The sequence below is a fragment of the Corynebacterium bouchesdurhonense genome, from assembly GCF_900078305.2.
GTDB lineage: Bacteria > Actinomycetota > Actinomycetes > Mycobacteriales > Mycobacteriaceae > Corynebacterium > Corynebacterium bouchesdurhonense.
This window is the reverse complement of sequence record NZ_LT546028.1, coordinates 1,000,875-1,027,418: the sequence shown is the minus strand read 5'-3', so window position 1 is coordinate 1,027,418 and position 26,544 is coordinate 1,000,875. Positions and strand designations below refer to the sequence as shown.

Below are 26,544 nucleotides of genomic sequence, written 5' to 3'. Positions count from 1 at the left end.
GGCCAGCAGTTATGATGAGGAGGTGCCCACACCCGCTGACACCGCCGCACGTGCCCGCCCGGACAAGCGCCCTGGCAAGCCTGACAAGCGCCCGGACAAGCGCGGCCCGACGTTCGCCGAACTGGGAGTCGCCGCCGAGTTAGTCGAGGCGCTCGGCGAGTTGGGGATCCGCGAAGCCTTCTCCATCCAGGAGCTGGCCGTACCCATCGCACTCGATGGCCGGGACATCATCGGCCAGGCCCGCACCGGCATGGGCAAGACATACGCCTTTGGCATCCCGCTTCTAGATAGGGTCTTCGACTCGGCGGACGTGGAGGAGCTCGACGGCACCCCCCGTGCGCTGGTGGTTGTGCCCACGCGCGAGCTGGCGGTGCAGGTGGGCGAGGACCTCGCGCGCGCCGCCTCCCGCACGCCGCTGCGCCTAGCAACGATCTACGGCGGCCGCCCCTACGAGGAGCAGATCGAGGCGCTCTCCGGAGGCATCGACGTGGTGGTAGGCACCCCGGGCCGGCTGATCGACCTGCACCAGCGCGGGGATCTCCGCCTGGACAAGTCCGCGATCTTGGTGCTCGACGAAGCGGACGAGATGTTGGACATGGGCTTCCTGCCGGACGTGGAAAAGCTGTGGGCTGCGGTGCCGGGCAGCGTGCAGACCATGCTGTTTTCCGCCACGATGCCGGGGCAGATCCTCACCCTCGCGCGCGCGAAGATGCGCCAGCCCCTGCACATCCGCGCCGAGTCCGCAGACGCCCCCGCCACGCACACCACCACCCGGCAGGTGGTATTCAAATCGCACCGCATGGACAAGCCGGAGGTGCTCGCCCGCATCCTGCAGGCCGAGGGCCGCGGCCGCACCATCATCTTCACCCGCACCAAGCGCACCGCCGCGGAGGTGGCCGAGGACCTCGGCCGCCGCGGGTTCGCAGTCGGCGCGGTGCACGGGGACCTGAGCCAGGGCGCGAGGGAGAAATCCCTGGACGCGTTCCGCGCCGGGGACGTGGACATCCTCGTGGCCACGGATGTTGCCGCACGCGGCATCGACGTCGAGGACGTCACTCACGTGGTCAACTACCAAACGCCGGATGACCCGATGACGTACGTCCACCGCATCGGCCGCACCGGGCGCGCCGGCCACAGCGGCACCGCAGTGACGCTGGTGGGATACGACGAGCTGCACAAGTGGCAGCTCATCGACACGGATCTACAACTGGGCCAGCCCAACCCGCCGGAGTGGTTCTCCACCTCCCCGGAGCTGTACCAATCGCTCACTATCCCCGAGTCCGCCGCCGAGCGTGTGGGCCCGGCGCGTAAAGTCCACGGGGCGCGTCCCGCCGGGGACACGCGCGACAAGCGAGACAACCCCAGCAGAGGAAGGAGGCGCCGGTGAGTGCCCCGCTGCGCCGCACACGAGGCGACCTCATCGCCACCGCCGCCATCGCCGCCGTATCGGCCCTGTTGGTGGGCACCGCGTACTTCACCGCCCCGATCCGCGCCGATCACCTCGCGCCGGCGGTGCAGGAGCTTGACAACGCCGGCAAACTCGCCGTCGCGCCGAGCTCCCTCACGGAGGCCTTCCGCCTGCCGGATCACTCCCCCGGCGTACAGCCGGTGGTGGCCAACGGCCTGATCATCACCTACAACGAGGGCACGCTGACCGCCACCACCCCGCAGGGCGATACGGCGTGGACCTACCACCGCGAGTTCCCGCTTTGTTCCCTGAGCCAGGCTTGGGGCAAGGTGGTGGCAAACTACCGGGGCAACGCGGGCTGCGGGGATGTTGTCGCACTCGACGCGCTGGGCGGCACGTACGCCGGCACCCGCTCCGCAATCGGCCCGGAGGAGGTTGCGGGCATCTCCTCGAATGACCGCGTGGGGTACGTGGGCGCCAACCGCACCGAGCTGTGGCGCTCCGACATGGTCCGCACCGTGGAGTACGGCGAGGTGGAGGCCCCGCAAGAGCCTGACATGCAGCCGAACCAGTGCCAGATCACCTCGGCCCTGACGCGCACCGAGCTGTTCGCCGTCACCGAGACATGCGCGGACGGCTCCTACCTGCGATTCCAAGACACTACCCCGGAGGACTCGCGCAAGCCGGAGCTCACCGCGAGCGTGGAGATCGCAGAGGGCGCCTACCTCGTTGCCATCTCGCAGGATTCCGCCGCGGTGTTTGACCCCGCAGCCTCCCGCATCACCACCTACAACAAGGACGGCAACGAGGTCAGCTCTTCGTCCATTCCGGCGCTGCCCGGCCCGATTACGCTGGACAGCGGCGTGCGCGTGCTGCCGGTCGCAGACCTGCCCCACCACATGACGTACCACGAGGGCGATTACCTCGTGCTCATGGAACCGGCCAAGCTCACGGCTACGGGCGTGTTCAAGGGCGCGTTGGGCACCGGCTTCGCGGCTGGGGACCGCCTGCTTTACGCCTCGGAGGGCGGAGTGGCGGTAATCAACTGGGACACCAATACCGTGGAATAGTAACTATCTCATCATACGCAGTTGATGAGTGTCTATCAGGAGTTACATTACATGATGCTTTGATGTATAGAGCTGCAAGAGCCCCCGTGCGCCCACCCGGGCAAGCCCGCCGCCGGCTTGAGTTGTGAAAAAGAGCCCCCCCCCGAGCCCGCCACTCGGGCGTACGGCCGGGCCCCTAGTCGGTGATTTACGCCACATTTCCGCGTTCACCCCTAGCGGGCTCCAGCGTATCGTGCCATTATTCACGGGTAGCAAAAACAACGGGCTGGTTACACAGCCCTTAACCCTCGGTCACCACAGGGTTAACGCCAGGGAAACCGGAAGACGGGGCCTCGCCAGGGGCACACCGCCTGGGACCTGGAATCAAACATTCTTTGCAACAACCCCGTTTAACCGGGGCTGAAGTGGTGCGCGTGAAATATATCGATGGATCGAATTTGAAGGAGTTTGTCACAATGGATTGGCGCCACGAAGCTGTTTGCCGCGACGAGGATCCGGAACTGTTCTTCCCCGTTGGTAACTCCGGCCCGGCCCTCACCCAGATCGCCCAGGCGAAGCTGGTGTGCAACCGCTGCCCCGTCACCTCCCAGTGCCTGAAGTGGGCGCTCGAGACCGGCCAGGACGCGGGCGTGTGGGGCGGCCTCTCCGAGGAGGAGCGCCGCGCCCTCAAGCGCCGCAACAAGGCGCGCGCCCGCAACCGCGCCCGCCTCGCCGTCTAGGCTCCGGCTGATTTCCGCCCCGCTGCGTGCGGACGATAGAGTAATTGCCCGAGTAACCCCCGCACCTATATATAAAGGAGGCCACGATGAGCAAGCGTGGACGTAAGCGCAAGGACCGCCGCAAGAAGGGCGCGAACCACGGCAAGCGCCCCAACTCTTAAACCGCGCCGCGGCCCGCGTACCGCGCGCGGCAGCGCGAACGCCGCCCCTTCTCCACCGCACGGTGAGAAAAGGGGCGGCGTTTCGCATCGCTGCCTACTGGCTGTCTACTCTTGGCGCCCATGTTGCGCCAGGCGGGCTAGCGGTAACGCACCTGCGTGTACGTCACGGTCGTGATCGAGGTGATGATGCGCTCGCGCAAGGGCTCCGGTGCTTTGGCTTTGCCGCAGCAGTCCCGCACGATACCGCGCACGGCCTGCTCGGACTCGAGCTGGGTGAAGCACTCGGGGCACCGGGCGATCTCGGCGCGGATCTCGCGAGCCCGCTGGGCGGTAGTTTCCGGGTCGAACAGCTCGTGCAGGAGCGCCTCGGCACCCCCGCATCCGCATCCGCAGTTCGCGTTCTCGCTACCCATCACTTCTCCTCCGGTTCGCGGTCGAGTCCTATGCCTTGCTCGTGGGCTACGTCTTTCAACAGCTCCCGCAGCTGTTTTCTTCCCCGGTGCAGCCGGCTCATCACGGTTCCGAGTGGGATATCCATCACTTCCGCGATTTCCTTGTACGCCAGCCCCTCCACGTCGGCGTAGTAGACCACCATGCGGTAGTCCTCGTTGATCGAGTTCAGCGCCTCGGAGATCCGCGAGTTGGGCATGTTCTTCAGCGCCTCAACCTCGGCGGATTCCAGCCCGGTCGAGTCGTGCGAGCTGGAGGTGTAGAGCTGCGAGTCGGTCACGTCCTCCGCGGATGTCACCAGCGGGCGGCGCTGCTTCTTGCGGTAGGTGTTGATGTACGTGTTGGTCATAATCCGGTACAGCCACGCCTTCAGGTTGGTCCCGGGCTTGAAGCTGTCAAAGGCGTTGTAGGCCTTCAGGTACGTTTCCTGCACCAGGTCCTCGGCGTCCTGCGGGTTGCGCGTCATGCGCAGCGCGCCGCCGTAGAGCTGGTCGAGCAGCGGCATCGCCTCCTGCGTGAAGCGCTCCTTCAGGTCGACCGCTCCGGCTGCGGTGTCGGGCGCTGCGGTGTCGGGCTCGGTTTCGGGCATAGTGGTCATTGTAAGGAAAGGAGCCGACATGGCCGCACGCACCCGCGCCCTCGCCGCGGCGCAGGACGCACCGCACACGGTGCTCGAGTATTCCCCCAGCCAGGATCACTTCGGCGAGCACGCCGCCGAGGAGCTCGGCACGGACCCCGCCGCCACGCTGAAGACGCTGGTGATCGCGCACGCCGGCAACGAGCGCGAGATGGCGCTGTGCTGCGTTCCCGTCGCCGGCCACCTCTCGCTGAAGGCCGCGGCGAAGGCGCTGGGTTGGAAGCACGCGGAGATGGCGGACCCGGCGAAAGCGCAGCGCGCGACGGGCTACGTCGTCGGAGGCATCTCGCCGCTCGGCACGCTTAAGGAGCTTCCTTTGCTTATCGACGCATCCGTCGAACCACTCCCCACCATCACCGTCTCCGCCGGCCAGCGCGGCCTGTCCATCGCGATCGCCCCGGCGGACCTCGCGCGCCTCGGCGGCGGGCGCTTCGCCCCCATCGGCACCCAGTAGCCCGCTTAGCCCTCGAACCCCATCAACTCCGCGTAGTCGTTGCGCACGTTGCCCACCGCCCGATCCGCCTCCCTCCACACCAGGTCCCCGGCGACGCGGGAGGGGTGCACCAGCTCGAGCGCCTCGGCGGGGCTACCGTGAACCCACTGCTCCACCTCGCCCGGCGCGAGGAAGAGGGGCAGGCGGTGGTGGAGCCACGCCATGTTCTCGGTGGCATCTGTGGTGACCATGGTCGTCGATAAGCGATCAAGCCCCGTATCCCACAGCGCGGCGGCGTAGAGCAGCCCGCGCTCCGGGCGGACGAAGAAGGGCTGCTTCCCGCCCTCGTCCTGGCGCCACTCGTAGTAGCCGTCCAGCACCATCAGGCCGCGGCGGGCCTTGAACGCCGAGCGGAAGGACGGCTTTTCCGCCACCGTCTCCCCGCGCGCGTTGAACAGCGGCGGGCCGGTCTCGTCCTTCTTCCAGTGCGGCAACAGCCCCCAGCGGGCGGCATCGAGTCGGGCGGTGGCGCCGTCGATGCGGATCAGCGGCACCTGCTGGGTGGGGGCGATGTTGTAGCGCGGCGGCGGGGTGCCGTCTGGAGCCTCCACGGCGGCGACACCGGGCAGGGCCGCGACCTCGTCGAGCAGGTCCTGGCCGGAGGTGAAAAGCACGAAACGTCCACACATGCCTTCATTATGATGGTGCGCATGACAAACCTGTGGTCCGCGCCGACGCCCGCCTCCCCCATCACCCACACCGTGGCGGTGCCGGGGTCCAAGTCGATGACCAACCGGGCGTACATCCTGGCGGCGTTGGCGGACGGGAAGTCCACCATCACCGGTGCGCTGCGCTCGCGCGACACGGACCTGATGGAGGCCGCGCTCGCCGAGATGGGCGTCGGGTTCGAGCATCGCGATGGCGTCATCGAAGTCACCCCCGGCGAACTCACCGGCGCGAAGGTGGACTGCGGGCTGGCGGGCACCGTGATGCGCTTCCTGCCGCCGGTGGCGGCGTTCGCACAGGGGCCAGTGCTTTTCGACGGAGACGAATACGCGCGCAAACGCCCCATCACCACCATCCTGGACGCGCTGCGCCAACTCGGGGTGGCCGTGGCGGGCGACACGCTTCCGTTCACGGTCCACGGCCGCGGCTCGGCCGAGGGCGGAGAGGTGGCCATTGACGCCTCCGGCTCCTCCCAGTTCGTCTCCGGCCTGCTGCTTTCCGCCGCCCGCTTCGAGCGGGGCGTGACGGTGCGAAACACCGCGGGCACCCTGCCCTCCATGCCGCACATCGAGATGACCGTGGCGATGCTGGCGGAGGCCGGCGTGCGCGTTGAGTCCCGCACCGAGGCCGGGGGCCAGAGCTGGCGCGTGGAGCCGCAGCGGATTGCGCCGGCGCGCTACGCCATCGAGCCGGATCTGTCCAACGCGACGCCGTTCCTGGCGGCCGCGGCCGTGACCGGCGGCGTGGTGCGGGTGCCGCACTGGCCGGTGGACACCACCCAGCCCGGGGACGTCATCCGCCTCATCCTGGAGCGGATGGGCGCGCTGGTGGAGCTGTGCGCCGACGGCGCCGGCTACGCGCTCGAGGTGGAGGGGCCGGTACCCGGCACGCTGCGGGGCATCCGTCTGGACATGTCGGACATCGGCGAGCTCACGCCCACCGTCGCGGCGCTGGCCACCCAGGCCACCACGGCGACGGAGCTGACGGGCATCGCGCACCTGCGCGGGCACGAGACGGACCGCCTGGCCGCGCTGACCCGGGAGATCAACAACCTCGGCGGCCGCTGCGAGGAGCTCGCGGACGGGCTGCGCATCCACCCGGCCCCGCTCCACGGTGGCAGGTGGAGCTCGTACGACGACCACCGCATGGCCACCGCCGGCGCCATCATCGGGCTGACCACCCCGGGCGTGGAGGTGGAGAACATCGGCACCACGGCCAAGACACTGCCGGACTTCGAGGCGATGTGGGCCGAGATGGTGCGCGCGTAATGGGCCGGGGCTTTCGCGACTACGACGAATCCGATGTCCGCGTCCGCCCCGGCAAGGGGTCGCGGCCCAGGTCGAAAGACCGCCCGTCGCACGCCGACGCCGAGTTCGGCATGGTGGTGAGCAAGGATCGGGGCCGCTGGGGCGTGGTGCTGGATTCCGGCACCGAGGTCACCTGCATGCGGGCGCGCGAGCTCAAGCGCGTCTCCGTCGAGGTGGGCGACCGCGTCGGCGTGGTGGGAGACACGTCGGGCCAGAAGGACACGCTCGCCCGGATAGTCAAGCGCGAGGACCGCACGTCGGTGCTGCGCCGCACGGCCGACGATACGGATCCGTACGAGCGCATCATCGTGGCCAACGCCGAGCTCATGCTGATCGTGGTCGCGGCCGCCGACCCGCCGCCGCGCACCGGCTTTGTGGAGCGCGCGCTGGTCGCGGCGTTCGACGGCGGCGTGACCCCCGTGGTGTGCATGACCAAGTCGGACATCGCGGACCCCGCCGAGTTCCAGCGCGAGATCGAGGACCTGGATGTCCGCGTGTTCGAGGTGGGCATCGAGGAGCCTATCGACGAGCTGGTGTCGGCCATTTCGGGCCACGTCTCAGCCCTGATCGGTCACTCCGGCGTGGGTAAGTCCACCCTGGTCAACCGCATCGTGCCCGAGGCTAACCGTCTCACCGGCGAGGTCTCCGGCGTGGGCAAGGGCCGCCACACCTCCACGCAGTCGGTGGCGCTGCCGCTTGCTCGCGGCGGGTGGGTCATCGATACCCCCGGAATCCGCTCTTTCGGCCTCGCCCACATCTCCCCCGACCAGATCATCGATGTCTTCCCGGAGCTCGCCGAGGCCGCCGAGCGCTGCCCGCGCGGCTGCACCCACCTCGGCCCGCCCGCGGACCCCGAGTGCGCCTGGGACGAGATCCCGGCCGATTCCCCGCTGGGCCGCCGGGTGCAGGCGGTGCGTCGCCTGCTAGAAGCCCTGCATTCCAACAACGAATGGGAGCTCAAGCAGCTGGACGAGGAGCGCTAGGCGCTTACAGCTCGTCCTGCAGAGGCACGCGCTTGCGCACCCAAAGCAGCGCGGCCACCGCGATGGCGGTCATGCCCATGAGGTATCCCGGCAGCGTGATTGCGCTGCCCTCCCCCAGGGTGAACTCGGCGATCATAGGGGCGAACGCGCCGCCGAGGATCGCGCCGAGCGCGTAGGAGATGCTCACCCCGGAGAAGCGGATGGGCCGCGGGAACATCTCGGCGTACAGCGCGCTCTGCGGCCCGTAGGACAGGGCGAGGCCCGGGGTCATCAGCACCACGCCCAGGAAGAACAGCGGCAGCTCCGCCGTGTTGATCAGGCGCCACGTGGGGATGACGGCGATGAACAGCAGACCGTAGCCGACCAGGAAGGTCTCAATGCGCCCGAGCCTGTCCGACAGCCCACCGGACCACAGGGTCAGCACCGCCCAGAGGATGGCCGCGGCCGCCAGGGAGGCGAGGACGGGCGTGGAGTCGAGGCCGAGGGTCTTGATGCCGTAGGAGCCGAAGAACGCGATGAGCATGTAGCCCGCGGCGTTGTTGGCCGCGAAGATCAGGGCCGCGAGCAGCACCGTGCCGCCATTGTGGCGCATCACCGTCTTCACCGGCGCGGACTCGGCCTTGCTCTCCTTCTCAATCTCGCGGTAAACCGGAGATTCCTCCACCCGGGAACGGATCCACAGGCCGACCCCGACGAGCAGCAGGGAGAGCAGGAACGGGATCCGCCAGCCCCAGGCCACGTAGGCCTCGTGGCCGAGCGCCATGTTGAGCACCAGGGAGACGATGGTGGCCAGCGCGAGGCCGCAGGGCGCGCCCAGCTGCGGGTACGCGCCGGCCCTGCCGCGGGACTCGCGCGGCGCGTGCTCGACCGCCATGAGCGCGGCGCCGCCCCACTCCCCGCCGGCGGAGAGGCCCTGGACGATGCGCAAAAGGAGCAGCAGGATCGGGGCGGCCACGCCGATCTGGGCGGCGGTGGGCAGGACACCGATCAGTGCGGTGGCAACGCCCATGACAATCAGCGTGAGCGTAAGCACCGGCTTGCGGCCGTACTTGTCCCCCAGGTGGCCGGCGAGCGCCGCGCCCACCGGGCGGAACAGGAAGGAGATGCCGAGGGAGACCCAGGAGACGATTTGGGCGAACTCGCTCGCCGCGGCGAAGAACTCCTTGGCAAAGATCAGGCCGGCGGCCTGGGCGTAGATGAAGAAGTCGAACCACTCGATGGTGGTGCCCACTAGGGTGGCCGAGGCGACTTTACGGCGCTCCGCGTTCGCGCGGGCGGGGCTGCTCAGCTTGGTGAGCGTTTCGGGAGACGGCATGCCGTTATTTTCCACAACACTGGTCACATCCGTCACATTACATTCAGGAAACGGCGGCGGTGGTTGCGGGAACGGCGCGTCGCTGCTACAGCAGCTCGACCAAGAACGGCAACTCGCTCGGGTCGTAGAACGCCATGTAGTTGTCCTGGGCGTCGCCCACGGCCAGCTCCGCGTCCTCGTCGCCGAGGTCGGCGGCGTCGATGGCATCGATCGCCTTTGCGGTGGCCTCCTCCGCCTCCTGCACGTCCACGTGAATCGCCGCGACGTCATTCAGCTCCACTGGGCCGGCCAGCTTGACTACGGATTCTCCCATCTCCGGCTGCGGCTGGACTTCCGCGTCAACGGACACCACCACGCGGCGGTGCGGGAACTGCTCCTCCCCGCCGATCGCCAGCAGGCGGATGGAGGCGAGCGCCGCGTCGTCGAACGCGACGGCCTCGATCTCCTCCTGGTCGCCGGAGGTGAAAAACTCGGTCAACTCCGGGGTGGCCGCGAAGCCCCAGCCGTTGCGGGCGTGGATCACGCCGTGTTCGTCGAGGGACTTGAGCATGGAAAACGTCGCCGGGATGTAGACGCGCATCTAGAACTCGCCCTCGACGTCGAAGAGGGACTGAATCTCCACGGCGGTGCGCTCGAAGGCGGTGTGGAGGATGCCGATCATGCCGCACTCGACGGCGGCGCGGACGTTCAAAATGTCGTCGTCGATAAGCACGCACTCGTGCAGGGGCACATCGATCGCGTCCGCCGCGGCCTGGAAGGCCTCGCGCTCCGGCTTCTCGTGGCCGATCGCGCCGGCCAGCACCACCGCGTCAACGTCGCCGCGGAACTCCCACTCGCGGATGGTGTCCGCGTCCGGGCCGTCCGCCGGCTCGTTGGAGAGGATGCCCGCGGAGACATCTTTCCCCCGCACCGCGCCGATGAGCCTCCGCCACCGGCGCTCGTCCTCCGGATCCATGTCGAGGACACCTGAGTAATCAAGAATCAAACCCTGCATGCGATGCATCCTTTCTGGTCGCTCGCGCGGTTCCGCGCCGCGCGCGCATTGAGATGGGCACGGGCAACCTAGCGCCCCGAGCGCTCGAACGTGCACAATCCTACCTGCACGCCCGCCCCAATCCGCCCGCACCGCCACCGAGGGAGACCCCGCCATGTACTACCCGGCCCCCGGCCACCAGCACGTGAAAGTGCTGGTGCCGCGCGCCACGTTCCCCAAAGTCACCCGCATGCCACCGGCCCGCACGGTACCCGAGAACCCCATGGCGCCGCTGGTGCGCCAGGCCCTAGAGGCGTCCTTTGGCCAACGCGACCCGGAGACGCTCACGGGCGCGCTGTTCGACATGGGCGTGCGCTCCCACGTGCGCTACCGGCGCAGACTGCCCCTGCCGGCCGGGCAGGTGCACGAGGTCACCTCGCACGCGCGCGAGGGCGGCGAATTCTTCGGCACCGTAGAGGTGGGCGGGCGCAGATACGCGTGGGCGGCCCGCATGCACGCGGGCCGCCTCGTGTCGTTCAAGGTGCTGTAGCGCGGCGGGCTACACCACGGTCGAGCCGCCGGCTTCGCCCTCGGCGGGTGCCTGCTCCTCGAACTGCTTGCGCATCATGAACAGCTGGCGCACGGTCTCCTCCTGGACGGCCTCGTTCATCGCGTTGAACATCTCGCCGCCCTCCTTCTGGTACTCCACCAGCGGGTCGCGCTGCGCCATGGCGCGCAGGCCGATGCCCTCCTTGAGGTAGTCCATCTCGTAGAGGTGCTCGCGCCACTTCGTGTCGATGACCGGGAGGATCACCATGCGCTCGATGTTGCGCATCTGGTCCTCGCCGCCGATCGCCGCGACGTTCTCCTCCAGCGCGTCGTACTGGGCCAGCGCGTCGTCGATCACGGCTTGGCGTAGCTGGGGGGCGGAGATCTCGCCGGGGCGTCCGTACTCGGGGCCGTCGATAAGCGATTGCGCCGAAACCGAGGGACCGTACAGGGAATCGAGCGCCTTCCACAGCTCATCGAGGTCCCAGTCCTCCACGTAGCCGTCGTGCGTCGCGCCGTCCACGTACGCGCCCACGGTCTCCTCGATCATGCGGCGCACCTGGCCCGCGATGTCCTTGGAATCCAGGATCTCCTGGCGCTCGGCGTAGACGACCTTGCGCTGCTCGTTGAGCACCTCGTCGTACTTCAGCACGTTCTTGCGCATCTCGAAGTTCTGGTTCTCCACGCGCGACTGCGCGCTCTTGATGGCGTTGGAGACCATCTTTGCCTCGATCGGGACGTCGTCCGGCACGTTGAGGCGGTTCATCATGTTTTCCATGGAGGTGCCCATGAAGCGCACCATCAGCTCGTCGCGCATGGAGAGGTAGAAGCGGGTTTCGCCCGGATCGCCCTGGCGGCCGGAGCGACCGCGCAGCTGGTTGTCGATGCGGCGCGACTCGTGGCGCTCCGTGCCGATGACGTACAGGCCGCCCGCCTCGCGCACGCGGTCGCCCAGCTCGCGGGAGCGCTCCTTGGCGGCCGGGAGCTGCTCGTCCCACGCCTGCTGGTAGCGCTCCTCGTCCTCGAACGGGTCCAAGCCCTGCTCCTGCAGCTTCGCGTCCAGGAGGATCTCCGGGTTGCCGCCGAGCACGATGTCGGTGCCGCGGCCGGCCATGTTGGTGGACACGGTCACCTTGCCGGGCAGGCCGGCCTCGGCGATGATGCGGCCCTCCTCCTCGTGGTGCTTGGCGTTGAGCACGTTGTGCTTGATGCCCTTGCGGGTGAGCAGCTGGGAGAGGTACTCGGAGCGCTCCACCGAGGTGGTGCCCACCAGCACCGGCTGGCCCTTTTCCACGTGCTCCGCGATGTCGTCCGCCACGGCGGCGAACTTCGCCTCCTGCGTCTTGTAGATCAGGTCGTCCCTGTCGCGGCGCTGGTTCGGCTTGTTCGGCGGGATGGCCACCACGTCGAGCTTGTAAATCTGGTGCAGCTCGCTCGCCTCGGTCTCGGCGGTACCGGTCATGCCCGCCAGCTTGGTGTACAGGCGGAAGTAGTTCTGCAGGGTGACGGTTGCCAGCGTCTGGTTCTCGTTTTTGATCTCGACGTTTTCCTTCGCCTCGATCGCCTGGTGCATGCCCTCGTTGTAGCGGCGGCCAGGCAGCACGCGGCCGGTGAACGAGTCCACGATCAGGACCTCGCCCTGGCGGATGATGTAGTCCTTGTCGCGCTCGAAGAGCTCCTTGGCCTTCAGCGCGTTGTTGAGGTAGCTGACCAGCTGCGAGTGCTCCGGCGCGTAGAGGTTGTCGATGCCGAGCTGGTCCTCGACGAACTCCACGCCCTCCTCGGACACGCCGACGGTGCGCTTGCGCTGGTCCACCTCGTAGTGGATGCCCTCGCGCATGCGCGGCGCGAGCTGGGCAAACACGGTGTAGAACTGGCTCGAGCCGTCCGCCGGGCCGGAGATGATGAGCGGGGTGCGGGCCTCGTCAATGAGAATCGAGTCCACCTCGTCCACGATGGCGTAGTTGTGGCCGCGCTGCACCATGTCCGCCGGCGAGCGTGTCATGTTGTCGCGCAGGTAGTCGAAGCCGAGCTCGTTGTTAGTGCCGTACGTGATGTCCGCGGCGTAGGCCAGCTTGCGCTCCGCCGGGCGCAGCTCGGAGAGGATCACGCCCACCTCAAGGCCGAGGAAGTGGTGCACGCGCCCCATCATCTCCGCGTCGCGCTTGGCCAGGTAGTCGTTCACCGTAACGATGTGCACGCCCTTGCCCTCGAGGCCGTTGAGGTAGGCCGGCAGGACGGAGGTCAGGGTCTTGCCCTCACCCGTCTTCATCTCAGCCACGGAGCCGAAGTGCAGGGCCGCGCCGCCCATGATCTGCACCTTGTAGTGCTTCTGCCCCAGCACGCGCCAGGACGCCTCGCGGGCGGTGGCGAACGCATCGATCAGGATGTCGTCCAGAGACGCGCCCTCGGCGAGCTGGGCGCGGAACTCCTCGGTCTTCGCCTTCAGCTCCGCATCGGTCAACGCGCTGTACTCATCATCCAGTGCCATGACCTGATCGGCGATCTTGGCCAGGCGCTTGACGGTGCGCCCTTCACCCGCGCGGAGCAACTTCGACAATCCAAACACGTTATGTGCATCCTTTACCTCGAGCTACCCGGGCACCTCCCGAGCACCTCGATAGTGTTCGTGGCAGTATCAGCCGTCTATTGTACGCGGGCGGCAAGGGAGCGTCGAGAAGCAAAAGCCCGCACCCGGTAAGGATGCGGACTCGTTGCGGGCCGGGGCTACTCGGCGGGAACTGCCGGAATCTCGGCTTCGGGGGCGAGGGCGATCAGGCCGTAGTCGAAGGCGTGGCGGCGGTAGACCACCGACGGGCGCTGGGTCTCGGCGTCGATGAAGAGGTAGAAATCGTGGCCCACCAGCTCCATCTCGCTCAGGGCGTCATCCACGCTCATGGGCGTTGCGGGGTGGAGCTTGTTGCGCACGATGTGGCCCGGCTCGAAGTCCTCGAACTGGCCGGCGTACGGGTCCACGTCGTACTTCCCCTCAGACTGGCGGGTCTGCTCCGCCTCCTGCGCCAACTCGGCCGCAACCTGGCCGGCACCCTTCGGCGCGCGGTGGCCGGAGCGGGAGATCTCGCGTCGCACCTTCACCTTGCGCAGGGAACGCTCCAGCTTGCCCACGGCCGACTCGAGCGCGGCGTAGAAGCTGTCCTCCTTCGCCTCGGCGCGTGCGAGGTGGCCCTTGCCGGTGGCGGTGATCTGCACGCGCTGCGCCTGCGCCTCGCGGCGCGGGTTCGGCTCGTGCTGCAGCTCCACGTGGAACGAGTTCAGCGACGGATCGAGCTTCTCAATCTTGGCCAGCTTGGCGTTCACGCGTTCCTGGAAGTGCTCCGGCACGTCGACGTTGCGGCCGGTGATGGTCACCTGGGCGGCGGGGCTCAAGGCGGCCTGGTCGTGCTCTGCGGAAGTCATTGCTGCGTCATCCCTCTCGGTAGTAGGAACGGGGTCATCCCCGAGTATACAACTGGTCATAACCAGATGGTTACGCCGCGCACAGCGCGATGCACGCCGGGACTTCCGCACCGTGCGCGAGCAGCTTTTCGACGCTCCCCTGCAACGTCGCCCCCGTTGTGACCACGTCGTCCACCACGATGCACGTGGCCGCGGGCTCAGGTGCCGCGCGCAGGCGCACGGCACCCGCCATGTTGGCCCGGCGCTGCGCCGCGGTGAGCTGCGACTGGTCCGCCGTACGCTCCGCCAGCCAGAGCACCGGCGCCACGTGCCGGCCGGTGGCGCGGCAGCACTGCGCAACCGGGTCGCCCCCGCGGGCGCGCGCCGAGGACGGCCGGGTGGGCGCGGGCACCAAGGTCGCGCCGTGCGGGATATCGCCGCGCGCCTCCAGGTAGTCCAGCGCGCCCGCCAGCACGGCACCCACGTAGCGGCGCACCGCCAAGTTGTCGCGCTCCTTCATCTCCAGCACCACCGAGCGGTGCGCGCCGGCGTAGGGTCCGAGCGCGAAGACGGGCACGTGGGGCGAGGTGGGCGGGAAGACGCGCTGGGGCGGGGCGGCCAGCGCGACGCGGCAGGCCGGGCACAACAGCTCGCCCGGCGCGCCGCAGCCGGCGCAGCGCCGCGGCAGCACCAGCTCGGCCAGATCCCCCAACACCCCCACGCGGGCGATTCTAGATGCCCGCGCCTAAGTGGACAGGATGGGCACCGAGCGCACGCCCTCCAGCCCGGGCACCTCGCGCCACAGCGGGTTGTCCGCTCCGGCGGCAGGCAGCTGCAGCACCGCGTTGGCGTCGGTGACGTAGAGCATGGTCGGCGACGCGGCCACCGCAACCACCGGCGCGGAGATGTTGCCCACGGACAGCACGGTGGTGGAGGAGCCGTCCTGCTCCACCCGCAGCACTGGCGAGGCGGAGCTGGAGGTGCCCACGATCAGCGAGCCGTCCGGCTGCCAGTCCGCGGCCACCACCGTGCCGCCGAGCTCCTGGGCGTACTCCTGCACGCCAACTACGGCGCGCTCGCCGGGGGTACGGCGCTCCACAATGCCGGTGTAGAGGTGGCCGTCGATGACCATCACCACCCGCGCCCCGGAGCGCGAAAGACGCAGCACGGAGATGTTCCCGTGCACGCCCTCCGGCAGCTCCGCGGCGATCTCGGCCGTGGTCAGCTCGCCGGTGGCGCTGGACTGCACGCTGCGCAGGATGCGGGTGCCGTCCGCCACCGTCCACACCGCGTTGGCCTCGGGCTCGACGGACGGGCGGGTGAACGTCTCGGCGCGCTGCAGCTCCCGGGCGGCCCCGCCGAGTTCCCCGGCGCGAAGCGACGCGCCCTGCTCCTCCTTGAACACCGCGGCCCAGGTGCCCTCGTTGGTGATCTCGGCGGACTGCACGTCGCCGGAGGCGCCGAGCTCCCCGGCAACCGCGGTGGGGCTTGCGGATTCGACGCGGGAGACGTGGCCGTCGGCAAGCGAAAAAAGCGTGGATTCGCCCGCGGCCTGCACGAGCGGGCTGAGCTCGACAAAGTCGTCGGTGCCGAGCGTCTGCGCGTCCACGAGCAGCGGCGCGCCGTCGGCTTTGAGCGTAAACGGTCCGGTGATGCCGGCGGACGCGAGGGTCCACACCACCTGCGCCGCGAAGCGCTGCCGGTCCGGCTCGCTCACCCCGCCGAAGCCGGAGAACGTGTACGCGCCGTCCTGCAGGCCCGTGTAGGACGCGCCCGCCGGCAGGATGCTGGACACGGCCGGCTGCAGGCGCTGCGCCGGGCCCTCCATGATCAGGGAGATCAGCGCGCTCGGCAGCGTCTCGCGCCGCGAGTAGACCCAGCGGCGGTCGGTGACCAGCTCCCGGCCCTGCGCGTCGAAGAAGTAGAGGTTGTAGGGCTGGTACTGGTTGCGCAGCTCGGTGCGCTCGAGCACCACACCCGCGGGCAACGAGGAGATGCGCCACTCCCCGCCCGACTGCTCCAGCTCGATGGTGGCCTCGTACGTGCCGCGCTCCGGGCGGTACGCGCCGCCGGTGCCCAGCGCACCCACCACGGTGCCGTGCACGGAGAATTTTCGGCGCGCCGCGGTGCCGCCCGGCAGGGTGGTCACGCCTATGCGATCCACCACCAGCATGTCCCCCGAGGGGTCCCAGGCCGCGGCCGCCTGCTGGGTGAGGAACGCGCGCGCGGCCTCGTAGTCCGCGGACGGGATCGCCGTGGCGGAGTAGAAGTCGCGCAGCAGAAGGTCCGGCTCGCGGCCCGCCTCCGGGGTGATCACCGGCGCGGACGCCGCCTCCGGGTTGTACTGCCGCAGCACGTGCGGGTCCGAGTTCGACGGCAGGCTCGCGCATCCCGCGGCCAGGCTCACCGCGAGCGCGCACGCCGCCGCAAGGGGCTTATTGCTTTTCGACGCCATCCGCCTCACCCTCACACTCCACATCCGCGACCACCTCGTCCGCGCCCTCCAGCTGGGCGCGTGCTTCGGCCACCTCGTCCGGCTCCCCCGGCGCCACCAGCTCCACCGGGGCGTGCGCGTAGCCCTCCCCGGGGTGGCGCGGCAGCACCAGGCGGAACTGCGAGCCCACGCCGGGCACGCCCGCCGCGTCCAGGGTGCCGCGGTGCAGCTGCGCGTCCTCCCTGGCGATGGCCAGGCCCAGCCCGGTGCCGCCGGAGTGGCGCTTGCGGGATTTGTCGGCGCGCCAGAACCGGTTGAACACCAGCTCCTCCTGGCCGGGCTTGAGCCCCACGCCGCAATCCGTCACGGTCACGGCCACCGCCTCCTCGTTTTGGTAGAGCCCGACCGCAACCGGGTTGCCTTCGGAGTGGTCGATGGCGTTGGCGATGAGGTTGCGCACGATGCGCTCGATGCGGCGCGGGTCCCCCTCGATCGAGACCGGCTCGGCGGGGATGTCGAACTCCACGGCCACGTCGAGCTCCTCGGCGAGGTGGCGGGTTTGCGCCCACGCCGACTCGATCGGCGCGCGCACGTCCATGACCGTGCTGGCAAGGTCCGCCACGCCGGCGTCGTGGCGCGAGATTTCCAGCAGGTCCGTCAGCAGGGCCTCGAAGCGGTCGAGCTCGCGCGTCATCAGCTCCGAGGCGCGCCGCGCGGCCGGGTCGAGGGACTCCTGGTCCGCGGCGATCATGTCCGCGGCCATGCGCACCGTGGTCAGCGGGGTGCGCAGCTCGTGGGAGACGTCGGACGTGAACTGGCGCTGCAGGTCGCCGTACTCCTCCAGCTGGTTGATCTGGCGGGAAAGCTTGTCGGCCATGTTGTTGAAGGACATGGCCAAAACCGCCATCTCGTCCTCGCCTTCCACGGGCATGCGCTCGCGGAGGTGGCCGGCGGCGAAGCGCTCCGCTGTGCGTGAAGCGGAGCGCACCGGCGCCACGATTTGCTGCGAGGCCAGCCACGCGATGCCCACCAGCAGCACGATCACGATCAGCGCCGCCGAGGCCAACAGGCCGCGCATCAGCGCCAGCGTGGAGGCCTCGTTGTCCATGTTGGTCACGAGGTAGAGCTGCAGGTTCGGTACGTCCGAGTCGGTGGGCGTGCCGATGATCAGCGCGTTGTACGGGGTGCCGTCGGGGCGCTGCACCACCGCGAACTGGTAGGCCACGTTGCCCTGCGTGACGTACTCCACCAGCTGCTCCGGCACGCGGTAGGACTCCGGCGAAGAGGTGGTCACGCCCAGCGAGCTCTGTACCAGCAGCACCGGCTCGTACACGTTGGCCACGTCCGAGCCCTGCTGGGCGCGCTGGGTCAGGCTCGCGCGCGCCGAGTTCAGCCGGGCCTGCAGGGAGGAGTTGGGGCTACTGGTGTCGATCGCCTCCTGCACCACCATGCGGGCCCGGTCGATCTCCGCGCTGGCGGCGTCGATCTTCGTTTGCGCGATGCGCTGCGAGACCACGGTGGCCAGCGTGAAGCCGAGCACCAGCATCACCACCGCAGACACCAGCAGCACGGTGCCCACGAACCGCACCTGCAGCGAGGTGCGCCAAGACTCGGCGGCGCGCTCGCCCGCCTGCCGGACGCGGTTGAACCCCAGGAGTTACACCCCCGACTTACCCGTCTTGTACCCCACGCCGCGCACCGTGAGGACGATCTCCGGGTTCTCCGGGTCGCGCTCGATCTTTGAGCGCAGCCGCTGCACGTGCACATTGACGAGGCGCGTGTCGGATGCGTTGCGGTAGCCCCACACGTTCTCCAAGAGCTCCTCGCGGGTGTGCACCTGGTTGGGGCGCCGCGCCATCTCCAACAGCAGGTCGAACTCGAGCGGGGTGAGCGCGATCTCCTCCCCGTCGCGGGTGACCATGTGCTGCGGCACGTCCACCTTCAGGTCCCCGATGGTGAGCACCTCGGCCGGGTCCTCATCGGTGCGGCGCAGGCGGGCGCGGATGCGGGCGACGAGCTCCTTCGGCTTGAAGGGTTTGGTGATGTAGTCGTCCGCCCCGGACTCCAGTCCCAGCACTACGTCCACCGTGTCGGTTTTCGCGGTGAGCATGACAATCGGCACGGCGGATTCCTTGCGGATCTCGCGGCAGATGTCCACGCCGTTCATGCCCGGCAACATGAGGTCGAGCAGGATCAGATCCGGGTTGTACGAGCGGAAGGCGCCGACCGCCTCGGCGCCGTCGGTCACCGACTCGGTGGCGAAGCCCTCCGCCTCGAGCACGATCGTGAGCATCTCGTTGATGGCGGGGTCATCGTCGACGACCAGGATCCTCGGCGGCATGGCGCTCCTCCTCTACGCAAGGCTACGAATGGTATCGATGATAACCGCCGGATCGCTCGTGACCACCCAGCGGCCCGCCCAGCCGCGCCGCGCGAGCTCGGCGTACGCCTCGGAGGTGGCGCGCTGCAGCGCGTCGTCGCGCTCGTAGCGGTCGCGGGTTCGTTGCGCATCAGTTGCTTCCCGACGCTCCGCCCGCTCACCCGCCACCCCCGGCGGCGTGGGCAGCAGCACCTGCAGATCCGGACGCGGCAGGCCGAGGCGGCCGAACTCGAGGTCCTCCACCCACGCAAGCGCCGCCTCGTCGCCGGTGCGCGCCCAGGTGTAGGCCGCGTTCGAGGCGCAGTAGCGGTCCAGGATCAGGGTGCGCTCCGGATCACCCGCGTACCCGCGCAGCACGTCGGCGGCGCCGTGGCGGTCCAGCGCGAACATGGCGGCCATGGCGTAGGCCGAGTCCGCCATGTCCCCCATCTTGCCGTGCAGGGCCGCCTGCGCGAGCTGGGCCGCGGCGGAGTCCGCGTAGCGCGGGAAGGCGAGGGTGGTTGCGGGAATGCGCTGCAAGGTTGCGTCGACAAGCGTGTGCTTCCCGGCACCGTCGATCCCCTCAACTGCGATGATCATGCGCCTAGTACCGGTAGTGCTCGGGCTTGAACGGGCCGGCCACGTCAACGCCGATGTACTCGGCCTGCTCCTTGGTCAGCTCCGTGAGCGTGCCGCCGAGCGCCTCGACGTGGATGCGCGCGACCTTCTCGTCCAGGATCTTGGGCAGGCGGTAGACCTCGTTGTCGTACTCCGCGCCGTTGGTGAACAGCTCAATCTGTGCGATGGTCTGGTCCGCGAACGAGTTGGACATGACGAAGGACGGGTGGCCCGTGGCGTTGCCCAGGTTGAGCAGGCGACCCTCGGACAGCACGATGATCGAGTTGCCGCTGGGCAGGTCGAACAGGTCCACCTGCGGCTTCACGGTGGTGCGCGTGACGTCGTCGCGGTGCAGCAGCGAGTGCATGTCGATCTCGTTGTCGAAGTGACCGATGTTGCCCAAAATGGCGTGGTCCTTCATCTGCAGCATGTGGTCGAAGGTGATGATGCCCAGGTTGCCGGTGGCGGTGATCACGATGTCCGCGTCTGCGATCGCGTCGTCCACGGTGACCACCTGGTAGCCGTCCATGAGCGCCTGCAGCGCGTTGATCGGGTCAGCCTCCGTCACGGACACGATCGCGCCCTGGCCGTCCAGCGCCTCGGCGACGCCCTTGCCCACGTCGCCGTAGCCGCACACCAGCGCGCGCTTGCCGCCGATGAGCACGTCGGTGGCGCGGTTGATGCCGTCGATGACGCTGTGGCGGGTGCCGTAGCGGTTGTCGAACTTGGACTTGGTCACCGCGTCGTTGACGTTCATGGCCGGGAAGGGCAGCAGGCCCTCCTTGGCAAAGTGGTAGAGGCGGTGCACGCCGGTGGTGGTCTCCTCCGTCACGCCCTTGACCTCGCGCGCGGTGGTGGTCCAGCGGGTGTTGTCCTCCGCCAGCACCTCGCGCAGCATGTTGAAGAACGCGATCTGCTCGTCCGAGTCACCCTCCTGCGGCTGCGGCACGGCACCGGCCTTCTCAAACTCGGTGCCCTTGATCACGGCCATGGTGGCGTCGCCGCCGTCGTCCAGGATCATGTTCGGGTACACGCCGTCGCCCCAGTCGAACACCTGGCGCAGGCACCACCAGTACTCGTCCAGGGTTTCACCCTTCCAGGCGAAGACGGGCACGCCCTGCGGGCGCTCGGCGGAGCCTTGCTTGCCGACGACCACCGCAGCCGCCGCCGCATCCTCCGTCGAGAAAATGTTGCACGACGCCCAGCGCACCTCCGCACCGAGCGCGGTGAGCGTCTCAATCAGCACCGCGGTCTGGGTGGTCATGTGGATCGAGCCGGCGATGCGCGCGCCCCGCAGCGGCTGCTCCGCGGCGTACTCCTCGCGCAACGCCATCAGCCCGGGCATCTCGTACTCCGCGAGCTCGATCTGCTTGCGGCCGGACTCGTGCAGTGAGATGTCCGCGATCTTGTACTGGGCCTGCTCGGCCTGCTGGTCCGCCATTGGTACCGCCTCCTGGGGTTACTGGTTCGCTCATGCGTTTTCCGGGCGCGCCAATGCGGGCGCGGCCTTGACCGCACCCACTGTAGCTGGCTGTCGCTGGCCGTAGCTGGCCGGTTAGGCGAGGGCTTCGAGGAACTGGTCGATATCCTCGGCTGCGTCCGTGCCGTCGGCCTGCGCGGCCTCGAGCACTGCGGCCGCGGCCTCGGAGAGCTGCTCACTGATCTCGCCCGGGTTGGAGCGGATGAAGGGGTAGGCGTCGGCGATCTCGCCCGCGGAGAACGGCGCGCCCGACCAGATAGCGGCGATGGTGGCAGCCGCCCGGCCGTTGAGCGTCTCCTCCTCGCTGGCGCTGGCGCCGTCCGCGGCGAGCAGCACCGCGTCGTTCACCGCCTCCAGCACCTCCTCCGGCTCGAGCTGCGCCAGCTCGTCGAGGAAGTCGGCGTTCTCATCGGCGGAGAAGATCTCCCGGTCCCACGTGCTCATCGGGGTGCCCCTTTCATGGGTTGTGCGTGCATACTCTCTTACGAGCTTTATATACGCCTGTTTACAGCGGCGCGAGACGCGCACTGGCACAGCGCTGGCACACGGCTGCCCGCAAGATGCCGACACGCGTACAAACCGCGCAAACTTTGTCCGTTCTGGCCTTTGTTTGAGCCTCGATTCATGTTATAAACAGGGCGTACGCGTGCTGTTATCAAAACGTGACTATCCCAGCGCTACTAGAAGGGCGGAGGTGAGCGGCGTGCGGCAGAACCAACGGGGAGCGATCCTATTTATGGCGGTCGGGCTCGCCGTGGCCCTCATGGTTGGTATCGCCGTGTGGAATGCGTCCAGCCCCGAGCACGCCGCGACGGCCGGCTACACCGTCCCCGAATCTTCCACCACCGCGCCAGCGCGAACCACCACCACCACGGCGCCACCCAGCTCCAAGCGCGCCACCGCACCGGCGAGCGCCGCCGACACCCCGGAGCGCGGCGGCGAGGACGTCCTCGCCCAGGCCACCGGCGCGGCCAACCCGAGCTACCGGGTTGAGGCGGATCCGCTGGCCCCACCGCACGCCGTGATGGCGGCGCCCAAGCCGTCCGCGGACCCGGCACCGGGAACCGTGTACCGGCCGACGAACGTGCTGCCCGCGACCGCGTCGTCCGCAACCGCCACCGCCGCCGGCGCCGCCGCGGGCACCGCTACCGGCTCCGACGACCCCGCGGCCACGGAGAGGACCACGCGCCCCACCGGCTCCGCGACTGTGCCGTCATCAGCGCCTACCGCGTCGCCGGCTACCAGCGAATCCGAGCCGACATCCAAGCCGGGCGCCGAGCCCCCGGCCACCTCCGAGCAGTCCCCGACGGAGCCGTCCGAGCCCACTCCGGCAACGGAGCAGACGGCGGTGCCGCAGCCGGAGCGCGAGGCAGCCGGCGCCGGGGCGCCCTAAACGCGCACGTAGAACAGGTCTGCGCCGGCCTCGCCCGCGGTGAGGTTTGCGGCGGTGTCGGAGGCCGGGATCCACACGGCCTGGCCCGGGGAGAGCTCGGCGGTGCCGCCGGCGGTGCACAGCACCACGGCGGGCCCGTCCCAGTCGGCGCGCAGCGCCTCCCCCGCGCCGAGGTGGTGCCTGCTGACGCGGAAGTACTCGCCCGGCACGTCAAAATCCGTGGTGGAGCCCGACTGGGTGCGCGGCGCCTCCGGGTCCTCCAGCGCGGCGAACTGCAGCACCCGGGCCAGCTCCGGCACGTCGACGTGCTTGGAAGTTAGGCCCCCGCGCAGCACGTTGTCGGAGTTGGCCATGACCTCCACGCCGAGCCCCGACAGGTAGGCGTGCGGGCGGCCGGCGGCCAGGAACAGCGCCTCGCCCGGCTGCAGCGACACCACGTTGAGCATCAGCGCCGCGAGCGCGCCCACGTCGCCGGGGTAGCGCTCCGCCAGCTGTAGGAAGGTCTCGGCGGCGTCGCGCATCCACGCCTCCGCGGCACCCGCGCGCAGGGACTCGGCCGACGCCGCGACCTCGTCCAGGAGCTCCAGGCGCAGCCCGGTTGGCAGGGAGATCAGCGTGGTGAACACCGCGCGCAGGCTCTCACCCGGCTGCTGCGGGTCGAACATCGCGGCGTAGCGCTCAATGCCGGGCAAGGACTCGAAGAGCTGGCGGGTGCGCTGCGGCGGCCGGAATCCGGCCAGGGCGCGGAACGGGGTGAGCGCGATGATCAGCTCAGGCTTTGGGTTCGGGTCCTTGTAGTTGCGCCGCGGGTCATCCAACGGGATGCCCAGCGCGTTCTCGCGGGCGAAGCCCTCGGCCGCTTGCTCCTTCGACGGGTGCGCCTGGATGGACAGGGGCTCGTCCGCCGCCAGCAGCTTGACCAAAAACGGCAGCTGCTCGCCGTGCTCGGCCACCACGCGCTCGCCGAGGGCCGCCACCGGATCCTGCGCGATGACCTGGTCCAGCGGCCGGCCGCCCACCAAAGAGGGCGCCGCCGGGTGGGCGCCGAACCACAGCTCCGCCTCCGGGGCCGCCGAGGGGCACTCGGTGCCGCGCAGCTGCGCGAGCAGGGTGCGTGACCCCCACGGGTATGCGCGCAGGGCTCCCTCGAGGTGTTCCATTGACTCCACTCCTCCTACTCCGCGGCGCCGTCGAACCCGCCGTCGAACCCGCCGTGGAACGCGGTCGCGGCGAAGGCGCGCGTCACCAGGCGCAGCGCCTCCACCGCCTCGCCCGCGGAAGCTGCCGCGTCGACCGCCTCGGCGCGCGTGTTGGGCGCAGCCGTGTCCCGCTGCGCCCAAAGAACGGTCTTCAACGGTACCAGCTGCAGCGGCCCGTCCAGGAACGGGTCGTGGAAGAGGTCCTGCCCGGCCGGAGCGGTCCCTCCGGCATCCTCGAGGGCCAGCGCCAGCTCCTCCGGGTGCACGTAGCCAGACGGGATGCCGCGCGCCGACCACAGGTGCGCGGCAAGCTCGGCAACCGCGGCCCCGGTGGGCCCAGCGCCGGAGTGTAGCACTCGCGCGCCCTCTGCGAACTCGCGCAGCTGGCGGGCGGGGTTCACGCCAGCGTCGCGCTCGGGCGACAGGGAGGCGAGCTCCTCGTCCACGGCGTCTGCGAGCAGATCGCACTGCTCGGCGATCACGGCCGCGTCGTGCGTCAGGGCGGCCAGCACCGCGCCCACGGCGGCCATTGTCCGCGCCGGGGAGGGCCCGGCGGCGGTGGGCAGGGCGGGGATGACGGTTGCGGCTGCGGGTGCGTCGTCAAGCAAAAGCCCCCTGGCGGGACCCGCGAGCACCGTCTCCGCCCCGCGGGCCGCGGCCGTGAGCAAGCCGCGCAGGTCCTCCTCGCGCGAACCGGCGTCGCCGGCGAACAGCACCACATCCAGCGGGCCGACGTAGGCCGGCAGCGCGCCGGCGACCACCACGGGCAGCTCTAGCGGGCCCTGTAGCGCCACGCTCGCGCGGGCGGCAGCGAGCGCGGTCTGGTCGGTGCCCACCACCACCAGCGAGCGCGGCTGCATCCCCCGCAGGCGCGCCAGCCGCGGCGCGGCACCCCCGACGGCCCGTAGCTGGGCGCCCTCGTGGGCGACGTCGAAGAAGCGGACGGTCTCGCGGTCATAGTGGCCCGCGCCTCCGTAGTACTCGCTGGCGTTGTCCATGCCGGCGAGCCTACGCGCGGATGAGCCCCAGGATCTCGCGCACCAGCTCGTCCACCTCGGCGCGCGTCGGCGCCTCCACGTTCAGACGCAGCAGCGGCTCGGTGTTGGAGGCGCGCACGTTGAACCAGGCCTTGGAGTCGCGCAGGGTGACGGTCACGCCGTCCAGGCGGTCCACCTGCGCGGTGCGGTCGGCGAACGCGTCGAGCACGCGCTGGGTGGCGGCGGCCTGGTCGGAGACCTCGGAGTTGATCTCGCCGGACGCTTCGTAGCGCTCAAACTGTGCCATCAGCTCGGAGAGCGGCGCGTCCTGCTCAGCCAGCGCCGCAAGAACGTGCAACGCCGCCACCAGGCCGGAATCCGCGTTGAAGAAGTCGGCGAAGTAGTAGTGGGCGGAGTGCTCGCCGCCGAACAGCGCGCCGCGCGACGCCATCTCCGCCTTGATGTAGGAGTGCCCCACGCGCGTGCGCACCGCAGTGCCGCCGAGCTCCTCCACCGTCTCCGGCACGGCGCGGGAGGTGATCAGGTTGTGGATGATGGTCGCGCCCGGCTCGCGCTCCAGCGTGCGCGCGGCAATCAGCGCCGTGATCGCGGAGGGGGACACCGGCTCGCCGCGCTCGTCCACCACAAAGCAGCGGTCCGCGTCGCCGTCGAAGGCGAGCCCGATGTCCGCGCCCTGCTCCACGGTGAAGCGCCGCAGGTCCTCGAGGTTTTTCGGGTCGAGCGGGTTGGCCTCGTGGTTGGGGAAGGTGCCGTCGAGCTCGAAGTACAGCGGGCGGATGTCCATGTCCGCCAGCACCGCCGGCACAGTCAGCCCGGCCATGCCGTTCGCGGCGTCCACCGCCACCGTCAGCGCGCGGTTCGCGGGCACTGGCACCAGTTGGCGCAGGAACGCCGCGTAATCAGGGAGCACATTTCGCTTCTCGACGCTCCCTTGCTCGGCCGCGGGCTCCAAGGGGGCGTCGACAAGCAATTGCTTGATCTCCGCGAGGCCCGTGTCCGTGGAGACCGGCGTGGCACCTGCGCGGCACAGCTTGATGCCGTTGTACTGGGCCGGGTTGTGCGAGGCGGTGAACATAGCGCCCGCGCAAGCTAGCGTGCCGGCGGCGAAGTACAGCTCGTCGGTGGAGGTCAGGCCAAGTTCGATCACGTCCAGGCCCTGGGACGCGGCGCCCTCCGCGAACGCGGCCGCGAGCTCCGGGGAGGAGGGGCGCATGTCGTGGCCGACGGCGATGGCGGTCTCGCCCTCGCGGCGCAGGATGTGCGCGAACGCGGCGCCGGCGCGGCGGGTGAAGTCCGCGTCGATGGTTTCGCCGACCACGCCGCGGATGTCGTAGGCCTTGATGACCTTGTCAAGCACGTCTGGTTCTGTTGCTGCCATGCCGGCTAGCTTAGTTCGCGCCCGGGTCCGTGCCCGGCTCTGCGCCCGGCTCCGGCACCACGCGCAGGTGGGAGCGGCGCGCCGCCTTCTGCGCCGCCGCCTGCTCCTCCACCCGCTTGGTGCGGTGCACGGGGTGGTTGGAGGTCTCCGGGTCGTTGAAGTCGTGCGCCGCGCCGTACTCGATCGGGTCCTTCGAGGTGTCCACCAGGCCGGTGGTCACGCGGCCCGCCTCGCGCACGGCCTGGGCGAGGGCGGTGAGGTCTTCCTCGTCCATCGCCTCGAGCTCGTCGTCGGTGATGTCCACCTGCTCCACGCGCACGAGTTCCCAGCCCACGGGGGCGGTGATGTGGGCGGAGTGGCGCTCGCACAAATCCCAGGCGTGCGGATCCGGCGCGGGGGCCAACGGGCCGATCACCGCGGTGGATTCCGCGTAGGCGTACACGAGCGTGGCCACAGCTGGGCGGCCGCAGCCCGGGCGGCAACAACGACGGAACGTACTCACGACTCGCAAGTCTAAACCCGAGGTTGAGTTTTTGGCGACGCGACGCGGCGCGCCCC

Annotated in this window: 28 protein-coding genes; 9 read left to right on the top strand and 19 right to left on the bottom strand. The window is 69.5% G+C overall.

Translation table 11 applies throughout. The annotated features are described in order from the left end of the window. The first annotated feature begins 121 nt into the window (after positions 1-121). From BN4252_RS09640 to BN4252_RS11645, 4 genes are all read left to right on the top strand, one after another. Positions 122-1,387, top strand: a complete 1,266-nt coding sequence (locus BN4252_RS09640) for a DEAD/DEAH box helicase (RefSeq protein ID WP_066530910.1) — start codon at positions 122-124, stop codon at positions 1,385-1,387. Then, positions 1,384-2,478 carry an Rv3212 family protein gene (locus BN4252_RS09635; RefSeq protein ID WP_066530101.1) on the top strand — a complete coding sequence of 365 codons (1,095 nt, stop codon included), beginning with the start codon at positions 1,384-1,386 and terminating at the stop codon, positions 2,476-2,478. The genes BN4252_RS09640 and BN4252_RS09635 overlap by 4 nt, the downstream gene beginning before the upstream one ends. Before the next feature lie 455 nt (positions 2,479-2,933). Next, a complete protein-coding gene (locus tag BN4252_RS09630) occupies positions 2,934-3,197 on the top strand; it encodes a WhiB family transcriptional regulator (protein ID WP_066530093.1) in 264 nt (87 codons plus the stop codon). 86 nt (positions 3,198-3,283) lie between these two features. Next, on the top strand, positions 3,284-3,358 hold the full coding sequence (locus BN4252_RS11645; protein ID WP_096877815.1) for a 50S ribosomal protein bL37: 75 nt from the start codon (positions 3,284-3,286) through the stop codon (positions 3,356-3,358). 137 nt (positions 3,359-3,495) lie between these two features. Here the strand turns inward: BN4252_RS11645 and rsrA are convergent, their stop codons facing one another. Next, positions 3,496-3,771: a mycothiol system anti-sigma-R factor gene (rsrA, locus tag BN4252_RS09620; protein WP_066530090.1), complete on the bottom strand. Its 276-nt coding sequence runs from the start codon at positions 3,769-3,771 to the stop codon at positions 3,496-3,498. After that, positions 3,771-4,397: a sigma-70 family RNA polymerase sigma factor gene (locus BN4252_RS09615; protein ID WP_066530907.1), complete on the bottom strand. Its 627-nt coding sequence runs from the start codon at positions 4,395-4,397 to the stop codon at positions 3,771-3,773. Before BN4252_RS09615 ends, rsrA begins: the two co-directional genes overlap by 1 nt. Before the next feature lie 28 nt (positions 4,398-4,425). On the opposite strand from BN4252_RS09615, the gene BN4252_RS09610 reads away from it, so the two are divergent. Beyond that, complete coding sequence (locus tag BN4252_RS09610; protein WP_066530087.1) at positions 4,426-4,899, top strand: aminoacyl-tRNA deacylase; 474 nt, start codon at positions 4,426-4,428, stop codon at positions 4,897-4,899. Between the two features lie 5 nt (positions 4,900-4,904). On the opposite strand, the gene BN4252_RS09605 is transcribed toward BN4252_RS09610, so the two are convergent. After that, positions 4,905-5,567, bottom strand: a complete 663-nt coding sequence (locus BN4252_RS09605) for an SOS response-associated peptidase (RefSeq protein WP_066530082.1) — start codon at positions 5,565-5,567, stop codon at positions 4,905-4,907. Positions 5,568-5,588: 21 nt separating this feature from the next. Here BN4252_RS09605 and aroA point away from each other — a divergent pair, with 21 nt between their 5' ends. Together aroA and rsgA are read left to right on the top strand one after the other, a co-directional pair. Beyond that, a complete protein-coding gene (gene aroA, locus BN4252_RS09600; protein WP_392389930.1) occupies positions 5,589-6,872 on the top strand; it encodes a 3-phosphoshikimate 1-carboxyvinyltransferase in 1,284 nt (427 codons plus the stop codon). Continuing rightward, positions 6,872-7,894, top strand: a complete 1,023-nt coding sequence (rsgA, locus tag BN4252_RS09595) for a ribosome small subunit-dependent GTPase A (protein WP_066530076.1) — start codon at positions 6,872-6,874, stop codon at positions 7,892-7,894. Before aroA ends, rsgA begins: the two co-directional genes overlap by 1 nt. 4 nt (positions 7,895-7,898) lie before the next feature. On the opposite strand, the gene BN4252_RS09590 is transcribed toward rsgA, so the two are convergent. From BN4252_RS09590 to BN4252_RS09580, 3 genes are all read right to left on the bottom strand, one after another. Beyond that, entirely contained in the window at positions 7,899-9,209 is a 1,311-nt protein-coding gene (locus BN4252_RS09590) for an MFS transporter (protein WP_066530904.1), read from the bottom strand. Positions 9,210-9,294: 85 nt separating this feature from the next. Continuing rightward, complete coding sequence (locus tag BN4252_RS09585; protein WP_066530075.1) at positions 9,295-9,789, bottom strand: DUF6912 family protein; 495 nt, start codon at positions 9,787-9,789, stop codon at positions 9,295-9,297. After that, a complete protein-coding gene (locus tag BN4252_RS09580; protein ID WP_066530067.1) occupies positions 9,790-10,203 on the bottom strand; it encodes an HAD family hydrolase in 414 nt (137 codons plus the stop codon). It lies immediately after the preceding gene. A 154-nt stretch (positions 10,204-10,357) separates the two neighbouring features. Here BN4252_RS09580 and BN4252_RS09575 point away from each other — a divergent pair, with 154 nt between their 5' ends. Continuing rightward, complete coding sequence (locus tag BN4252_RS09575) at positions 10,358-10,732, top strand: hypothetical protein (RefSeq protein ID WP_066530062.1); 375 nt, start codon at positions 10,358-10,360, stop codon at positions 10,730-10,732. Positions 10,733-10,741: 9 nt separating this feature from the next. Here the strand turns inward: BN4252_RS09575 and secA are convergent, their stop codons facing one another. The 9 genes from secA to BN4252_RS09530 all read right to left on the bottom strand — a co-directional run bounded on the left by secA (position 10,742) and on the right by BN4252_RS09530 (position 21,462). Beyond that, positions 10,742-13,300 carry a preprotein translocase subunit SecA gene (secA, locus tag BN4252_RS09570; protein WP_066530060.1) on the bottom strand — a complete coding sequence of 853 codons (2,559 nt, stop codon included), beginning with the start codon at positions 13,298-13,300 and terminating at the stop codon, positions 10,742-10,744. 158 nt (positions 13,301-13,458) lie between these two features. Beyond that, positions 13,459-14,148 carry a ribosome hibernation-promoting factor, HPF/YfiA family gene (gene hpf / locus BN4252_RS09565; RefSeq protein WP_066530054.1) on the bottom strand — a complete coding sequence of 230 codons (690 nt, stop codon included), beginning with the start codon at positions 14,146-14,148 and terminating at the stop codon, positions 13,459-13,461. Between the two features lie 70 nt (positions 14,149-14,218). Then, positions 14,219-14,848, bottom strand: a complete 630-nt coding sequence (locus tag BN4252_RS09560) for a ComF family protein (RefSeq protein WP_230208625.1) — start codon at positions 14,846-14,848, stop codon at positions 14,219-14,221. A gap of 24 nt (positions 14,849-14,872) precedes the next feature. Next, positions 14,873-16,582 carry an MtrAB system accessory lipoprotein LpqB gene (gene lpqB / locus BN4252_RS09555; RefSeq protein WP_066530048.1) on the bottom strand — a complete coding sequence of 570 codons (1,710 nt, stop codon included), beginning with the start codon at positions 16,580-16,582 and terminating at the stop codon, positions 14,873-14,875. Next, a complete protein-coding gene (mtrB, locus tag BN4252_RS09550; RefSeq protein ID WP_392389929.1) occupies positions 16,563-18,140 on the bottom strand; it encodes an MtrAB system histidine kinase MtrB in 1,578 nt (525 codons plus the stop codon). Before mtrB ends, lpqB begins: the two co-directional genes overlap by 20 nt. Before the next feature lie 78 nt (positions 18,141-18,218). Further along, the gene (mtrA, locus tag BN4252_RS09545) at positions 18,219-18,902 is read right to left on the bottom strand and encodes an MtrAB system response regulator MtrA (protein WP_066530034.1); all 684 of its coding nucleotides are present in this window, start codon (positions 18,900-18,902) and stop codon (positions 18,219-18,221) included. A 12-nt stretch (positions 18,903-18,914) separates the two neighbouring features. Continuing rightward, positions 18,915-19,520 carry a dTMP kinase gene (locus BN4252_RS09540; protein WP_066530031.1) on the bottom strand — a complete coding sequence of 202 codons (606 nt, stop codon included), beginning with the start codon at positions 19,518-19,520 and terminating at the stop codon, positions 18,915-18,917. A gap of 4 nt (positions 19,521-19,524) precedes the next feature. Beyond that, a complete protein-coding gene (ahcY, locus tag BN4252_RS09535; RefSeq protein WP_066530029.1) occupies positions 19,525-20,979 on the bottom strand; it encodes an adenosylhomocysteinase in 1,455 nt (484 codons plus the stop codon). 114 nt (positions 20,980-21,093) lie between these two features. Further along, positions 21,094-21,462: a DUF4259 domain-containing protein gene (locus BN4252_RS09530; protein WP_066530025.1), complete on the bottom strand. Its 369-nt coding sequence runs from the start codon at positions 21,460-21,462 to the stop codon at positions 21,094-21,096. Positions 21,463-21,754: 292 nt separating this feature from the next. On the opposite strand from BN4252_RS09530, the gene BN4252_RS09525 reads away from it, so the two are divergent. Further along, positions 21,755-22,411, top strand: coding sequence for a hypothetical protein (locus tag BN4252_RS09525; RefSeq protein ID WP_066530022.1), 657 nt, complete (start codon positions 21,755-21,757; stop codon positions 22,409-22,411). On the opposite strand, the gene manA is transcribed toward BN4252_RS09525, so the two are convergent. From manA to BN4252_RS09505, 4 genes are read right to left on the bottom strand one after another with little or no spacing between them, the layout of a single operon-like run. Further along, positions 22,408-23,571, bottom strand: a complete 1,164-nt coding sequence (gene manA, locus BN4252_RS09520) for a mannose-6-phosphate isomerase, class I (protein ID WP_066530019.1) — start codon at positions 23,569-23,571, stop codon at positions 22,408-22,410. The genes BN4252_RS09525 and manA overlap by 4 nt on opposite strands. Before the next feature lie 14 nt (positions 23,572-23,585). Further along, the gene (locus tag BN4252_RS09515; RefSeq protein ID WP_066530015.1) at positions 23,586-24,608 is read right to left on the bottom strand and encodes a hypothetical protein; all 1,023 of its coding nucleotides are present in this window, start codon (positions 24,606-24,608) and stop codon (positions 23,586-23,588) included. Between the two features lie 10 nt (positions 24,609-24,618). After that, positions 24,619-25,986, bottom strand: a complete 1,368-nt coding sequence (locus tag BN4252_RS09510) for a phosphomannomutase/phosphoglucomutase (protein WP_066530008.1) — start codon at positions 25,984-25,986, stop codon at positions 24,619-24,621. 10 nt (positions 25,987-25,996) lie between these two features. After that, positions 25,997-26,488: a DUF3499 domain-containing protein gene (locus tag BN4252_RS09505; RefSeq protein ID WP_230208624.1), complete on the bottom strand. Its 492-nt coding sequence runs from the start codon at positions 26,486-26,488 to the stop codon at positions 25,997-25,999. Positions 26,489-26,544 lie beyond the last annotated feature (56 nt).

Coding starts and splice junctions, on each gene's coding strand:
- BN4252_RS09630 (WP_066530093.1), top strand. CDS start 2,934: ATGGATTGGCGCCACGAAGCTGTTTGCCGCGACGAGGATCCGGAACTG.
- rsrA (WP_066530090.1), bottom strand. CDS start 3,771: ATGGGTAGCGAGAACGCGAACTGCGGATGCGGATGCGGGGGTGCCGAG.
- BN4252_RS09615 (WP_066530907.1), bottom strand. CDS start 4,397: ATGCCCGAAACCGAGCCCGACACCGCAGCGCCCGACACCGCAGCCGGA.
- BN4252_RS09610 (WP_066530087.1), top strand. CDS start 4,426: ATGGCCGCACGCACCCGCGCCCTCGCCGCGGCGCAGGACGCACCGCAC.
- BN4252_RS09605 (WP_066530082.1), bottom strand. CDS start 5,567: ATGTGTGGACGTTTCGTGCTTTTCACCTCCGGCCAGGACCTGCTCGAC.
- aroA (WP_392389930.1), top strand. CDS start 5,589: ATGACAAACCTGTGGTCCGCGCCGACGCCCGCCTCCCCCATCACCCAC.
- rsgA (WP_066530076.1), top strand. CDS start 6,872: ATGGGCCGGGGCTTTCGCGACTACGACGAATCCGATGTCCGCGTCCGC.
- BN4252_RS09590 (WP_066530904.1), bottom strand. CDS start 9,209: ATGCCGTCTCCCGAAACGCTCACCAAGCTGAGCAGCCCCGCCCGCGCG.
- BN4252_RS09585 (WP_066530075.1), bottom strand. CDS start 9,789: ATGCGCGTCTACATCCCGGCGACGTTTTCCATGCTCAAGTCCCTCGAC.
- BN4252_RS09580 (WP_066530067.1), bottom strand. CDS start 10,203: ATGCAGGGTTTGATTCTTGATTACTCAGGTGTCCTCGACATGGATCCG.
- BN4252_RS09575 (WP_066530062.1), top strand. CDS start 10,358: ATGTACTACCCGGCCCCCGGCCACCAGCACGTGAAAGTGCTGGTGCCG.
- hpf (WP_066530054.1), bottom strand. CDS start 14,148: ATGACTTCCGCAGAGCACGACCAGGCCGCCTTGAGCCCCGCCGCCCAG.
- lpqB (WP_066530048.1), bottom strand. CDS start 16,582: ATGGCGTCGAAAAGCAATAAGCCCCTTGCGGCGGCGTGCGCGCTCGCG.
- mtrA (WP_066530034.1), bottom strand. CDS start 18,902: ATGCCGCCGAGGATCCTGGTCGTCGACGATGACCCCGCCATCAACGAG.
- BN4252_RS09540 (WP_066530031.1), bottom strand. CDS start 19,520: ATGATCATCGCAGTTGAGGGGATCGACGGTGCCGGGAAGCACACGCTT.
- ahcY (WP_066530029.1), bottom strand. CDS start 20,979: ATGGCGGACCAGCAGGCCGAGCAGGCCCAGTACAAGATCGCGGACATC.
- BN4252_RS09530 (WP_066530025.1), bottom strand. CDS start 21,462: ATGAGCACGTGGGACCGGGAGATCTTCTCCGCCGATGAGAACGCCGAC.
- BN4252_RS09525 (WP_066530022.1), top strand. CDS start 21,755: ATGGCGGTCGGGCTCGCCGTGGCCCTCATGGTTGGTATCGCCGTGTGG.
- manA (WP_066530019.1), bottom strand. CDS start 23,571: ATGGAACACCTCGAGGGAGCCCTGCGCGCATACCCGTGGGGGTCACGC.
- BN4252_RS09515 (WP_066530015.1), bottom strand. CDS start 24,608: ATGGACAACGCCAGCGAGTACTACGGAGGCGCGGGCCACTATGACCGC.
- BN4252_RS09510 (WP_066530008.1), bottom strand. CDS start 25,986: ATGGCAGCAACAGAACCAGACGTGCTTGACAAGGTCATCAAGGCCTAC.